Genomic DNA, 13653 nt, shown 5'->3' with positions numbered 1-13653 from the left:
GAGGTCACCCTACGCCAGCGCGGGGGCTAATTATTGTCTGATATTGATCGGCCCTGCGCATACTGGCGCGGCGTGGCGGCGGTGTAGCTGACAAAAGTCTTATGAAAGTGGCTCTGGTCGGCAAATCCGGCCTGATAGCCAACGTCGGCAATATTATCCCCGGCGCGCAGGCGCGTTTTGGCGAACTCGATGCGCACCATATTGATAAAACTGGCAGGCGTCAGGCCGGTATCGTGCTTGAAGGCGCGAATCAGCGTCTCTTTGCGTAGGGATAACTCGTTGGCGAGGCTATCTAGCGTCGGCGGTTCTTGCAGATTGGTTGCCAGGCGGTTGAATAGCTGTGAGCTGGCTTGGCTTAACGCCTGCGGTACGGCTGGGTGTAGCGGCAGAGCCTGGAGCAATCGCGCGATGCTGGCGGACAGCGCCGCCGTTTGCTGCTGGTGCATCAATGCGACAATCTGCTGATACTGAGCGAAGAGCCCGGCGTCGCGAATGACTAACTGCGGTGTTGTCAATTGGGCCGGGTGGGGAATGTTTCCCAACTGTTGTCGACACCAAGGGATATCAAGGTAAAGCATATGGTAGCTGCGCGGCTGGCCGTTAAGCGGATTACAGCTATGAGGCGCCTGCGCGGGGATAATAATCAGCTCACCTGGGCGCAGAAGATACTCTCGTCCGTTGCAGATACAGCGCGTTTCCCCTTCGATAATCGCTCCCACCGAGAGCTGCGGATGACGGTGACGTTTATAGGCCTGATGGCTTTGCCAGGTGCTGCGCAGCTCAAGCCAGGGAAACTGCTCGTCACGCCAGAAGGTTTGCGGGATATCGCGCGTATGGCTCACGGAAGGCTCCTTGGCTAAGGGGAATACCTGTTTATAACATGCCAGCAGGCAGAGGGCGAAATGCGAGCCGCCTTCGATAAAAATGCCGAGTTTGCAACTGGGCGAAGATATCTTTCGTCGCCGTTTCCGCTGGTGGACATTACCGTCGTGCCTGATGATGAAATTGTGTAACATCGAAGAATTGCTTTACTTGAACTGATGCAAAAGCATATTCGCCAGCGCGCCGAAGCGTTACGCATTGCCCGAACCATGCTTGCCGATGGCATGCGCTGGACACGGTGCTGAGAATTACCGGTCTGCTGGAAGCGGATATCACGGTCAATAATCACTAATCCATTGCTGTTCTGTTGAGTTCCCCGGTAGAAAGTTTATCTGGTAGCTATCTCTAATTATTTTCCTGGAAAATTCCGGATGTACCTGAGTTTACACTCATCAATGGACATCTCGACTACCCTTAATATCCTGTACAGCATTTATGACTATGTTAATAGCGATAACAAGGAGACATACGATATGGCTTACCAGACGGTGAATCCTGCGAACAACCAACTCATCAAAGAGTATCCCGCTCACAGCGATGCGGACGTAGAATCGGCGCTGCAAAAAGCAGATGCGCTTTATCATTCCGAATGGGCGAAAGGGGATATTGACCAGCGGCTGCCGGTTCTGCGTAAGCTGGCTGATCTGATTGACAGTAGGGTGGACGAACTGGCCAAAATCGCCAGCCAGGAGATGGGGAAGCTCATCGAGCAAAGCCGCGGTGAGGTTAAGCTGTGCGCGCAAATTGCCCGCTACTACGCCGGCAACGCGAAACAGTTTCTGGCCCCAGTGAAGTATCAGTCAGAGCTGGGTGAGGCGTGGGTCGAACACCATCCTGTCGGCGTGCTGATGGCTGTAGAGCCGTGGAACTTCCCTTATTACCAGCTAATGCGCGTACTGGCACCAAATCTGGCGGCGGGGAATCCGGTGATCGCCAAGCATGCCAGCATCGTTCCGCACTGTGCGGAAACTTTTGCTCATCTGGTGCGTGAAGCCGGTGCGCCAGAAGGGGCATGGACCAATCTGTTTATTTCTCAGGATCAGGTGGCGAAGATTATCGCCGACGATAGGGTACAGGGCGCGGCGCTGACCGGTTCGGAAAAAGCGGGTAGCGTGGTAGCAGCGCAGGCGGCTAAACACATCAAGAAAGCGACGCTTGAGCTGGGCGGTAACGATGTGTTTGTGGTGCTCGACGACGCAAGTCTGGAGAAAGCGGTGAAGATTGGTGTTCAGGCCCGACTCAACAACGCCGGACAGGTCTGTACTGCCGCGAAACGCTTTATCCTGCATGAGAAAATAGCCGAGCGTTTCCTGAGCCAGTTTACCGAAGCCTTTCGCCAGGTGAAAATCGGCGATCCGCTGGATGAAAGCACCACGCTTGGGCCGCTCTCTTCCAAAGATGCGTTGGATACCTTAAGCAAACAAGTCGACGAGGCGGTGAAAAACGGCGCCAAACTGCACCTGGGCGGCAAACCCGCGCAGCGGGAAGGTAGCTTTTTCGAGCCGACTATTCTGACCGGAATCACCCGCGATAATCCGGCATATTTTGAAGAGTTTTTTGGCCCGGTGGCGCAAATTTACGTGGTGAAAGATGACGATGAGGCGGTGAAACTGGCTAACGATTCACACTATGGCCTGGGTGGCGCAGTGTTCAGCCAGGATATCGAACGGGCGAAACGGATGGCGTCGCGAATCGAAACCGGGATGGTCTATATCAACTGGTTAACCGATACCGCGCCGGAGCTGCCGTTTGGCGGCGTCAAACGCTCCGGATTTGGCCGTGAGCTTTCCGATCTGGGGATTAAAGAGTTTGTGAACCAAAAGCTGGTAGTGGTGCATAAATAACTGTGTGAATACAAAACCTGCCATCAGGCAGGTTTTCCATAGTGCTCACATTTCTGCCGGGCGGCGGCTAGCGCCTTGCCCGGCCTACAAAAATCACAATATCATCAGGTTATGATTTTTTTGTAGGCCCGCGCCAGCGAAGCGCCGCCGGGCGATTCCAACAGCGCTGCACTCTGTCAGCAATCAAAGGGTTACTTACGCAATCCTACAAACGCCGTACGAATTTGCTTTTCCGGCAGATTGATACCGATAAATACCATCGTACTGTGCGGTGGCTCATCGCCCCACGGACGGTCCCAGTCGGCGCTATATAGCCGCTGGACGCCCTGAAACAGCAGGCGGTTTGGCTCGCCATCAATCCACAGCATCCCTTTGTAGCGCATCAGCTGTTCGGCAAAGTCGAGCAACAGATTTTCCATCACTCGCGACACTTCGCTGATATCCACCGGGTAATCCAGTTCCACCACAATCGACGAAACATCGTTTTGCTTGTCGGCCATAAAGTGGAAGCGCGGTTTGCTGCTGACCACGTTCTCTTCCAGCATAAAACCGCTGGTGTTAAATAGCAGATTCAGGTCGATGTCGCCGTGAGTCACGGTGTAAATGGGCGCGCGGGCGTTAATGCGCGTCAGCCGTTCGCGGAGCTTGTCGCTGTCGCCCGCTACGTCAGTTTTGGTGAGCAGAATGCGGTCGGCATAGCCCACCTGCGACTGGGCGATGGTGAACTGATTCATCTGCTGATCGGCATGCACCGCGTCAACCAGCGCAATCACCCCATCCAGCAGATAGCGCTCGCACAGCACATCGTGGGAGAAAAAGGTCTGAATAATCGGGCCGGGGTCGGCCATGCCGGTGCACTCAATCACCAGACGGTCAAAATCGGTTTCCCCGCGATCGCGACTGTCGAGCAGATCGAGCAGGGTATCTTCCAGTTCATTTGAGCGGGTACAGCAAATACAGCCGTTTGTCAGGGTTTTAATCTGCGTTGCGCGATCGCCAATCAACTGATCGTCAACGGCAACTTCGCCAAATTCGTTTTCGATAACGGCGATTTTAAAACCGTGCTCTTCGTTGAGAATATGGCGCAGCAGGGTGGTTTTGCCTGCGCCAAGAAAACCGGTCAGCAGGGTAACTGCAATCGGTGCCATTGTTGCCTCCATTAACAGCAGCGTACGCCGCCTTTGCCGTCACCGCCGTAGCGGGCCTGCTGGCGTTCGCGAAAAAATTCTTCGTAGGTCATGTACGGTTTATCCGGATGGTTGGTCTGCATATGCTCAACGTAGTTGTCATAGTCCGGAATGCCAATCAGCATTTTTGCCGCCTGACCGAGGTACTTTTTAGCCTGACCTAAGTTACCAAACATATAGGTTCCATGTAACGAATAAAGCCGGATGGCGGCTTGCGCCTTATCCGGCCTACGTTAATGCTCGTTCTGTAGGCCGGATAGGCGTTGCGCTATCCGGCATCAGGTTTAGTGATGTGAAGAGGTCTTCACGCCACCTTCCGGTACCGGCACGTACGGAGTCTCTTTGTCGGTGCGTACTTTATTGTTGCGCACGTTGAGCCAGGTTTTGATGCCGTAGAAGATGATGCTGTAGACCACCACCAGGAACAGAATGCTCAGTCCCGCGTTGGTGTAGTTGTTCACCACGATATGGTTCATGTTGGCAATCTGCTGCGCGGTGAGTTCGCCGCCGGAAGCAATTTTCTCTTTATACTGCTGAGCCATAAAGAAGAAGCCTTCCATCTGCGGGTTGGTGCTGAACAGTTTCAGACCCAGCGCCCAGGTGGTGCACAGCAGCAGCCATGCGGCCGGGATCACGGTGACCCAGATATATTTGGTGCGCTGCATTTTGACCAGTACCACGGTACCAAGCACCAGCGCCACGGCGGCCAGCATCTGGTTGGAGATACCGAACAGCGGCCACAGGCTCTTCACGCCGCCCAGCGGGTCAACTACGCCCTGATACAGCAGGTAACCCCACAGCCCGACGCAGCCCGCGGTGCCGATGACGCCCGCTACCAGCGAGTCGGTTTTTTTCAGGAACGGGACGAAGTTGCCCAGCAGGTCCTGCAGCATAAAGCGACCTGCGCGAGTACCGGCATCCAGCGCGGTGAGGATAAACAGCGCTTCAAACAGAATACCGAAGTGGTACCAGAAGCCCATATCCGCCATCGGGATGATTTTGTGGAATACGTGAGCGATACCGACCGCCAGCGTCGGCGCGCCGCCTGCGCGGTTCAGTACCGACGGTTCGCCGATATCTTTCGCCGTTTGCAGGATCTGCTCAGGTGAAATCACAAAGCCCCAGGAGCTGACGGTTGCCGCTGCGTGAGCGGTCACGTCGCGGAGCTGTGCAGCAATCAGTGCGGCGTTCTCGCCACCCATTTCATGCAGGTTCGGCATGGTGATGCCCAGTCCCGCAGGCGGGGTGTTCATTGCGAAGTAGAGGCCCGGTTCGATAATTGATGCCGCTACCAGCGCCATCACCGCCACGAAGGACTCCATCAGCATCGCGCCGTAGCCGATAAAGCGGGCGTCGGTTTCGTTAGCCAGCAGCTTCGGCGTAGTACCGGAAGCGATCAGGGCGTGGAAGCCAGAGACCGCACCGCAGGCGATAGTAATAAACAGGAACGGGAACAGCGCGCCTTTCCACAGCGGACCGGTACCATCAATGTACTGGGTCACTGCCGGCATTTTCAGGTCCGGGTTGAGGATAACGATACCCAGCGCCAGGCCGACGATAACGCCGATTTTCAGGAAGGTTGCCAGGTAGTCACGCGGCGCCAGAATCAGCCACACCGGCAGCAGCGCGGAGATGAACGCGTAGCCAATCAGGGTAAAGGTGATGGTGGTGTCTTTAAAGGTCAGCGCCGGGCCCCAGTACGGGTCGTGGGCAATCACGCCGCCGAACCAGATGGATGCCACCAGCAGGACGATACCGATAACCGATATTTCCCCCACGCGCCCTGGACGCAGGAAGCGCATGTAGATCCCCATAAACAGGGCAATTGGCACGGTCGAGCAGACGGTGAACACGCCCCACGGGCTTTCTGCCAGCGCTTTTACTACGATCAGCGCCAGTACCGCGAGGATGATGATCATAATCAGGAAGCAGCCGAACAGCGCGATTGAGCCAGGTACCGGCCCCATCTCTTGCTTGATCATCTCACCCAGCGAGGCACCGTTACGGCGCGAGGAGATAAACAGCACCATAAAATCCTGCACCGCCCCTGCCAGCACGACGCCTGCCAGCAGCCACAGCGTACCCGGCAGGTAGCCCATCTGCGCGGCGAGAACCGGGCCTACCAGCGGACCGGCACCGGCGATAGCGGCAAAGTGGTGGCCGAACAGCACGTAGCGGTTGGTCGGGACGTAGTTCAGACCATCATTGTTAATCACCGCCGGTGTGGAGCGCGTAGGATCGAGCTTCATTACCTTTTGCGCGATATACAGGCTGTAATAACGGTAGGCGACAAGGTAGACGGAAACTGACGCCACTACGATCCACAGCGCACTCACGTGCTCACCACGACGCAGGGCGACAACCGAGAGGCAAAATGCCCCGATGATTCCAAGAATCACCCAGGGTATGTGCTTGAATAACTTTTTAGTATCCATAGTAAAACCTGGCTTATTGAGATGAATAATGGGCCGAAGCCGTTTGGGTTTAAGTTAGGGTTTGAGGAGGTATTGATTCGCTATGCTGGGGACGATCTTGCCAGAACTCCGCGCGCGTAAAGTTGGGTAAATCTGTGAGTGGTTATATGTGGGATTAAGCGGTCACTTGCCGAAGTAAGCGGTTAGGTATGAGAGCAGGTGGACGTAAATATGTGATTGAGATCACAGGAATATTTCCGCCATAGAGAGAGGGGAAAGACAAGCCTTCCCCTCTCCTGTGCGAGAGGGGAAGGAGAAAATAAAAGCTACGCCACCACTTCCATCTCCATCATCACCGGATGGAAGCGGCGTTTAAAGTAAATCAGCCCGTGGCCTTGCTGGCTGAGGGTAATGTTGCGAATTTCCACCAGATAAACCAGATGGCTGCCGATGGTTTGCACCTGGCTAATCTCGCCTTCGAGGCTTGCCAGCGCGCCTTTCAGGACCGGCTGGCCCAGCGTCCCTTTCTGCCAGCAGGAGAGGCCGAAGCGGTCATCCATCGTCATACCGGTCATTCCGGCAAAGTGGCGAGCCATTTCCTCTTGCTCGTGGTTCAGCACGTTGATACACAGCTTGCCGTTGCCCTGGAACACCGGATTCATCGCGCTATTGGCGTTGATGCAGACCATTACCGATGGCGGCGTATCGGTCACCGAACAGACCGCCGTAGCGGTAATACCGCAGCGGCCTGCTTCGCCTTCGGTGGTGATGACGTTAACGGCGGCCGACAGACTGGCCATGGCATCGCGAAAACGCAGACGTTGTTCATCTAATTGCATTGTGACCTCCCGCTGCCGTTTACTTCAGCAGCTTATCCAGCATGTTGATATCGGTATTGTTGTGTAGATGCGGCACCGTCCAGCCGTGCTGGTCGTACTCGGACAGGCAGCGGTCGACCATCGCCATCATTTTGTCCATGTTGCCGGAGCTTTGTGCCTGGCGCAGGCACTGCAGGCGAATTTCATCCTGGCTGCCGGAGTAGTTGATTTCATACAGTTCGTGACGACCGCCAAATTCGCTGCCGATGGCGTCCCACATCAGTTTGAGGATCTTGATGCGCTCGACGTGATCCATGCCGTTCGATCCGCGCACATATTTCGCCAGGTATTCGTTGATCTGCGGGTTGTTGAGATCGCGGGCGCTGGACGGCAGGTAGATCAGGCCGCTGGTGACGCTGCGCTCGATAATATTTTTGATTTTGGCGTAGGCCATCGGGGCCATGACGCGATAGGTTTGCAGCGCGGCGTGATCCGGCAGATACGCGCCGTTGACCCACGGCGTCGCTTCGGCGCACATCGAATCGCTCAGCGCCCAGAACATATTGCGCCAGGCCACGACTTCGCCAAGCTCGGCCTGTACGCCGCGGAACTCCAGGGTACCGGTGCACTCCAGCGAGCGCTTCAGCAGAGCGGTGATAAAGTCGAACTTCACCGCCAGACGCACGCAGGCCTGTAGCGGATACATACGGGCGAAGCCGCCTTCCATCGTCCAGCGACGACAGCGGTCGAAGTCGCGATAGATCAGCACGTTTTCCCACGGGATCAGTACGTTATCCATTACCAGGATCGCGTCGTTTTCGTCGAAGCGGCTGGAGAGCGGATAATCGTATGGCGATCCGGTGGCTCCTGCCACCAGCTCATAGGAGGCGCGGGAGATAAGTTTGACCCCTTCGGCGTCCATTGGCGCGACGAACATCAGTGCGAAATCCGGGTTTTCACCCATCACCTGCGCCGAGCCGAAGCCAATCATGTTGTAGTGGGTTAGCGCCGAGTTGGTGGCGACGACTTTCGCGCCGCTGACGATGATCCCGGCATCGGTCTCTTTCTCCAGCTTGATATAGACGTCTTTCACTTCGTCCGCTGGCTTATGGCGGTCGATTGGTGGGTTGACGATGGCGTGGTTAAAGTACAGGCCGGTTTCCTGAATACGGGTGTACCAGTTTCGGGCGTTCTGCTCAAACTGTCCGTAGAATCCCGGATTCGCGCCTAATGCGCAGCCGAAGGCGGCTTTATAGTCCGGGGTGCGGCCCATCCAGCCATAGCTCAGGCGCGACCATTCGGCGATGGCGTCGCGCTGCTGGCGCAGATCGTCGGCGCTTTTCGCGACGCGGAAGAATTTGTGGGTGTAGCCGCCGCTGCCGGTGTCGGTGCCCCAGCACAGGGTATCCTGCAGTTCGGGCTTGTGCAGCGCATCGTACATTTGCGCGACGGAAGCCGCGGCGTTACGAAAAGCCGGATGCGTAGTCACGTCTTTAACGCGCTCGCCGTAGATATAGATTTCGCGACCGTCTTGCAAGCTCTTCAGGTACTCTTCACCGGTTAACGGGCGTTTAGCGTCTGCACGGAAATTTTCAGGTTTCATAGGGGACCTCTTCAGTATTAATCGGAATGCGATGTTAAATTTATGTTTTGTTTTTGTTGTTCAATTGAAGCGGCTAACGCAGTTTTCGTGAAGAGACTTTTAGGTCAACGGTGGGTACTTTTCGGGCGGGGTTGAGTTATGTGATCCGGGTTGGTTTTTCGATTTTTTGACCTGGTCTCCGGTGGGGTGGACGACAAATCAGTACGGGTTTTGAATTTGTAGCCCGGACAGATGCGCAGCATCGCTTCCGGGAAATGTGCCGGATCTGAGGCATCGGTGTGGTGCCTTCCCGGAGGCGGCGCTTAACGCGCCTTGTCCGGGCTACCGTCTCTCAGACGACTGCGAAATCGCTGCGTCGCCCCCGGAAAGATCCTAAGACACCGGGACTTTTTGCGTTCTAAAGGCGCTCGGCGAGCAGCCGACTAAGCGGTTAAAAAAGCGGGCGAAATAGGCCGGGTCTTTAAAGCCCAACTGCCAGGCTATCTCGTTAACCGCGCTATCAGAAAACAGCAGCAGCCGCTTGGCTTCACGCAGTTGCCGGTCGAAAATCAGCCGTTTCGGCGGGCGGTTAGCGAAGCGGCGGCAGATATCGGTCAGCCTGGACTCGGTCAGATGCAGCTCGCAGGCATAGTCCGGCACCGTCCAGTGCTGATGGTAGTGGCTATCGATCAGCTGGTTAAAACGCTGGAACAGCTTCAGCTCGCCGCGTATTCCGCTGGCGGCATGATCGTCAAGCTTCGCGTTGCGTAACAGTAGGGTGAATACCGCCTGTGCCAGCAGCGTCAGGGTGTGTTCGCGTCCCGGCAGCTGCGCGGTCGATTCGCGTTCAATCAGCCGCCAGTAGTGCGCTAGCGCCGCCAGCTCCTCGGGCTTATCGGCCAGCGACAGGCAGATACCCGGCAGGCCGAAGGCCTCCCGGGTGCCGGGGTAGAGCACTTCCAGCAGCGGCCAGACCAGATCCTCCCGTATCGTCAGCACGTGGCCGTCGCTATCGGACTGGGTGATAAACGCGTGCGGCACCGAGGGCGGCGTCAGGACAAACAGCGGTGCCTGCACCGAGTAGCGACTCTCGTCTAGCTGCAGCTCAATCTGCCCGGTATCAAGAAAGTGCATCTGAAAATACTGGTCGTGACGGTGCGCCTGCATATCGCGGCCAAAGAACTCCGCCATGCGGGCAAACGACTGATAATGCACATCTTCCGTCCCCAGACTCTCATCGTACTCTTTGTTGATATCGATATTGGTGACAGGACTCTGGCACATAGCGGCTCCTTACGGCGTCGCGCGAGGACGCGATCCTTTCATCGGAATAGCCCAGATAATCACCGCGCCAATCACCAGCAGGGCGGCGACGAACCACAGGCCGCTGCTAAAGCTGCCGGTAACATCTTTCAGCCAGCCGATCATTAACGGACTGATTGCCGATCCGATATTGCCGGTCGCGTTGATCACCGCGATACCGATCGCTCTGGCGCGCAGGCTGACCGACTGATCCGGCGTAGTCCAGAAAATAGCCATTGCGCTAAACGATCCGGTGGAGGCCATCACAATCCCCAACAGCTGGATCAGACTGTGATCGGTGGCCGACGCCAGTAGCCAGCCCGCGGCGGCGAACAGGAACGGTAGTGCGGTGTGATGTTTTCGTTCCTGGTGTCTATCTGAGTGGCGGCTCCAGTAGATCATCCCCAATATGGTACAAATCTGCGGGATCGCCGCCAGCAGGCCAATGGTGATATTGCTGCTGCCTTCGTTAAAACTTTTTAGGATCTGCGGCGTCCAGATGCTGATCGCGCTGAGGGTGTTGGTCAGGCAGAAGTAGGCCAGGGTGTACATCAGCACGATGGGCGTAAACACTTCGCGCCACAGGCTGCGCTTCTGCATGGCGTGATGGCTGATCGCCCCTTCAGGCTGTACCAGCGTGAGGCGATCGTTATCCATCATCTCCTGCAGGCACTTTTTGTCCTCCGCCGTCAGCCATTTGGCCTTCGACGGCGAATCATCGAGCCAGAACCAGACCATAATGCCGAGCAGCACCGACGGGAAACCTTCCAGCAGGAACAGCCACTGCCAGCCGTGCAGGTTGAGCAGGCCATCCATCGACAGAATATAGCCGGAGACTATCGATCCCAGCGCGGTGGTCACCGGCATAGCAATCATAAATAGGGCGTTGGCGCGGGCGCGAAAAAAGGCCGGAAACCAGAAGGTCAGATACAGCAGGATGCCGGGCAGGAAACCGGCCTCGGTAATCCCCACCAGCATCCGCAAGATATAGAGGCTGTTTGGCCCGGTGGCGAACATGGTGGCGGTAGAGGCGATGCCCCACAGCACCATGATGGTGGCAATCCAGCGGCGAGCGCCGACGATGCTGAGCATCACGTTGCTGGGGATGCCGAAAATCACGTAGGTGGCGTAAAACAGAGTGGTGGCAAGGCCGAACATGGTGGCGTTGAGGCCCAGATCCTGCCCCATGGTCAGTCCGGCAAAGCCGATATTGATCCTGTCTAAAAACGAGAAGATAAACAGCACGAACAAAAATACGATCAGGCGGCGAAACAGCTTGTTGATAACCGACTGCTGCTGTGCCGTTAGCTGCTTGTGCTGGTTCGCCGGATCGAACTTTTCCGGGATGGCAGATGATGTATCGCTCATTATCATTTTCCTCTAATGGGAATTTTGTAGGGTACTGCGGGTTGCCCGGTGGTGCTGCGCTCGCCGGGCCTATGGTTTGCTGCTGCTGTAGGCCGGGTAAGCGCAGCGCCACCCGGCGTTAATAAACGCTTGCCGAATCCTGCACGTTTTTTTCCGCCCCAAATCGCGCCGCCAGTGCTTCAGCGCCACGCGCCAGTAGGGTGGTATCGACGCCGACGGCGACAAACAGCGCGCCAAGTTCCAGATAACGCTTCGCCAACTGCTCATTGGCCATCAGGATCCCCGGTGCTTTGCCCGCCGCGCGAATTTGCGCGATAGCCTGTTCGATGGTGGCCTGTACTTCCGGATGTTGCGGATTGCCGCCAAAGCCCATGTCGGCGCTAAGATCCGCCGGGCCGATAAACACGCCGTCCACGCCTTCAACGTCGAGAATTTGCGCCAGGTTTTTTAGGGCTTCGCGAGTTTCAATCTGCACCAGCACGCACATCCCGTCGTTGGCCTGATGGATATAATCGGGGATGCGGTTCCAGCGCGAGGCGCGGGCCAGGGCGCTGCCGACGCCGCGAATGCCTGCGGGCGGATAACGGGTGGCCTTCACCGCCAGCCGCGCTTCGTCGGCGTTCTGCACCATTGGCACCAGCAGGGTTTGTGCGCCAACGTCCAGCAGTTGCTTAATCTGCACCGGGTCGTTCCACGACGGACGCACCACCGGCTGGCTGGGGTAGGGTGCGATCGCCTGGAGCTGGGTCAGTACCGTTTGCACATTATTCGGCGCATGCTCGCCGTCAATCAGCAGCCAGTCGAATCCGGCTCCGGCCAGCAGCTCGGCGCTATAGCTGCTGGTGAGTCCCAGCCACAGACCAATCTGTGGGCGGCCCGCTTTTAAGGCATCTTTAAAGGCGTTATTCATCATATTCCCCTTAAACAAAGCGACAGCTAATTGCGCCCATGTTGCCGTAGTCGACGTGGAAGGTGTCGCCTTTGCGCGCCGGAACCGGGCGGGTAAAGGAGCCGCCGAGAATAATCTGTCCGGCTTCCAACTGGACGTCGTATGGTGCGAGCTTGTTTGCCAGCCAGGCCACGCCGTTGGCCGGGTGATTGAGCACCCCTGCGGCGACACCGGTTTCTTCAATCACGCCGTTGCGATAGAGCAGGGCGGAGATCCAGCGCAGATCCAGTTCGTCGGGTTTAATGGGCCGACCGCCGAGGATCACTCCGGCGTTGGCGGCGTTATCGGAGATGGTGTCGAAGACCTTGCGCGGGCGCTGGGTTTCCGGGTCGATGTTGTGGCAGCGGGCGTCGATAAGCTCCAGCGCCGGGATCACGTAGTCGGTCGCGTTGTAGACGTCGAACAGGGTGCAGTTCGGGCCGCGCAGCGGTTTGGCCAGCACGAAGGCCAGTTCGACTTCAATGCGCGGAACGATAAAGCGGTCGGTAGGAATATCGCCGCCATCGTGGAAAAACATGTCATCCAGCAGCGCGCCGTAATCGGGTTCGCTGATTTGCGAACTGGCCTGCATCGCTTTGGAGGTCAGACCGATTTTATGCCCTTTCAGCACGCGCCCTTCGGCGATTTTCATTTTTACCCATTCGCGCTGTACGGCGTAGGCGTCTTCGATGGTGATCGTCGGATGATCCAGTGAGATAGCGCGGATCTGTTCGCGCTGTTTTTCTGCCTGGTTCAGTCGCTGGGCGATCAGCGTATGGGTCTGTTTATCGAGCATATTTGCTTCCTGTTACGTCATTCGGTGCTGCTGCGCGGGTGGTGACGCTGGCGCGTCTTACCCGGCCTACGGTTCGGTATTGCTTCGTGCATCGTTTTGTAGGCCCGGTAAGCACAGCGCCACCGGGCGCAAGAGCGTGCTATTTAAACAGCGCGTGCACGTTGTTCTGTTTGTAATTCAGCGTCGGGTGCAGCTCGGTGATTTCAAACGACAGCGCCAGATAACGGCTCTCCATCAGCGCGGCGAAATGGGCTTTAATCAGCGCGAACAGCATATCGCCCACGTCCTGACGACTCTCCTGACTGCGTCCGGCGCCGATCTTCAGCGTCATATGCACGAAGGCGTAATCATGCTGGCCGTCGGCCATCTGCCAGGTATCCAGCCAGATGGCGCGACTGCGAATGCCGCCGATGGGAAAGATGCCGGTCGCCGCCAGCGCTTCGTTCACTTTGCCGAACAGACCCGGTAAATCGGCCTGTTCGCGGATGTTGTCGGTACATTCGGCGATAAAATGCGGCATTCTGCGTTCTCC

12 protein-coding genes and 1 pseudogene are annotated in these 13653 nt (G+C 56.8%); 2 read left to right on the top strand and 11 right to left on the bottom strand.

Features of this window, described 5'->3' with window-relative positions:
• Positions 1–26: 26 nt before the first annotated feature.
• Positions 27–842, bottom strand: a complete 816-nt coding sequence (locus QVF11_RS05485) for an AraC family transcriptional regulator (RefSeq protein ID WP_287855503.1) — start codon at positions 840–842, stop codon at positions 27–29.
• A 117-nt stretch (positions 843–959) separates the two neighbouring features.
• Here QVF11_RS05485 and QVF11_RS05480 point away from each other — a divergent pair.
• Positions 960–1064, top strand: a pseudogene (locus tag QVF11_RS05480) (Rpn family recombination-promoting nuclease/putative transposase); the annotation flags it as partial.
• Between the two features lie 291 nt (positions 1065–1355).
• A complete protein-coding gene (locus tag QVF11_RS05475) occupies positions 1356–2726 on the top strand; it encodes an NAD-dependent succinate-semialdehyde dehydrogenase (protein ID WP_112215129.1) in 1371 nt (456 codons plus the stop codon).
• Positions 2727–2917: 191 nt separating this feature from the next.
• On the opposite strand, the gene yjiA is transcribed toward QVF11_RS05475, so the two are convergent.
• From yjiA to QVF11_RS05425, 10 genes are all read right to left on the bottom strand, one after another.
• Complete coding sequence (gene yjiA / locus QVF11_RS05470) at positions 2918–3874, bottom strand: GTPase (protein WP_112215128.1); 957 nt, start codon at positions 3872–3874, stop codon at positions 2918–2920.
• 11 nt (positions 3875–3885) lie between these two features.
• Positions 3886–4089, bottom strand: coding sequence for a YbdD/YjiX family protein (locus QVF11_RS05465; RefSeq protein ID WP_112215127.1), 204 nt, complete (start codon positions 4087–4089; stop codon positions 3886–3888).
• 108 nt (positions 4090–4197) lie between these two features.
• Positions 4198–6348, bottom strand: coding sequence for a carbon starvation CstA family protein (locus QVF11_RS05460; protein ID WP_287855499.1), 2151 nt, complete (start codon positions 6346–6348; stop codon positions 4198–4200).
• Positions 6349–6653: 305 nt separating this feature from the next.
• Positions 6654–7166 carry a 4-hydroxyphenylacetate 3-monooxygenase reductase subunit gene (locus tag QVF11_RS05455; RefSeq protein ID WP_287855497.1) on the bottom strand — a complete coding sequence of 171 codons (513 nt, stop codon included), beginning with the start codon at positions 7164–7166 and terminating at the stop codon, positions 6654–6656.
• 19 nt (positions 7167–7185) lie between these two features.
• Positions 7186–8748, bottom strand: coding sequence for a 4-hydroxyphenylacetate 3-monooxygenase, oxygenase component (hpaB, locus tag QVF11_RS05450; RefSeq protein WP_287855495.1), 1563 nt, complete (start codon positions 8746–8748; stop codon positions 7186–7188).
• Positions 8749–9120: 372 nt separating this feature from the next.
• Positions 9121–10011, bottom strand: coding sequence for a 4-hydroxyphenylacetate catabolism regulatory protein HpaA (gene hpaA / locus QVF11_RS05445; protein WP_112215123.1), 891 nt, complete (start codon positions 10009–10011; stop codon positions 9121–9123).
• 9 nt (positions 10012–10020) lie between these two features.
• On the bottom strand, positions 10021–11397 hold the full coding sequence (gene hpaX / locus QVF11_RS05440) for a 4-hydroxyphenylacetate permease (RefSeq protein WP_287855492.1): 1377 nt from the start codon (positions 11395–11397) through the stop codon (positions 10021–10023).
• Between the two features lie 118 nt (positions 11398–11515).
• Complete coding sequence (gene hpaI, locus QVF11_RS05435; protein WP_287855610.1) at positions 11516–12307, bottom strand: 4-hydroxy-2-oxoheptanedioate aldolase; 792 nt, start codon at positions 12305–12307, stop codon at positions 11516–11518.
• Positions 12308–12317: 10 nt separating this feature from the next.
• Positions 12318–13121 carry a 2-oxo-hept-4-ene-1,7-dioate hydratase gene (hpaH, locus tag QVF11_RS05430; RefSeq protein WP_112215120.1) on the bottom strand — a complete coding sequence of 268 codons (804 nt, stop codon included), beginning with the start codon at positions 13119–13121 and terminating at the stop codon, positions 12318–12320.
• A 139-nt stretch (positions 13122–13260) separates the two neighbouring features.
• Positions 13261–13641: a 5-carboxymethyl-2-hydroxymuconate Delta-isomerase gene (locus QVF11_RS05425; protein ID WP_287855489.1), complete on the bottom strand. Its 381-nt coding sequence runs from the start codon at positions 13639–13641 to the stop codon at positions 13261–13263.
• Between the last annotated feature and the right edge of the window lie 12 nt (positions 13642–13653).

It is taken from the genome of Klebsiella sp. (assembly GCF_027492335.1).
GTDB classification, from domain to species: Bacteria; Pseudomonadota; Gammaproteobacteria; order Enterobacterales; family Enterobacteriaceae; genus Klebsiella; species Klebsiella huaxiensis.
The sequence above is the reverse complement of the archived record's forward strand: the minus strand, read 5'-3'. Positions and strand labels throughout refer to the sequence as shown.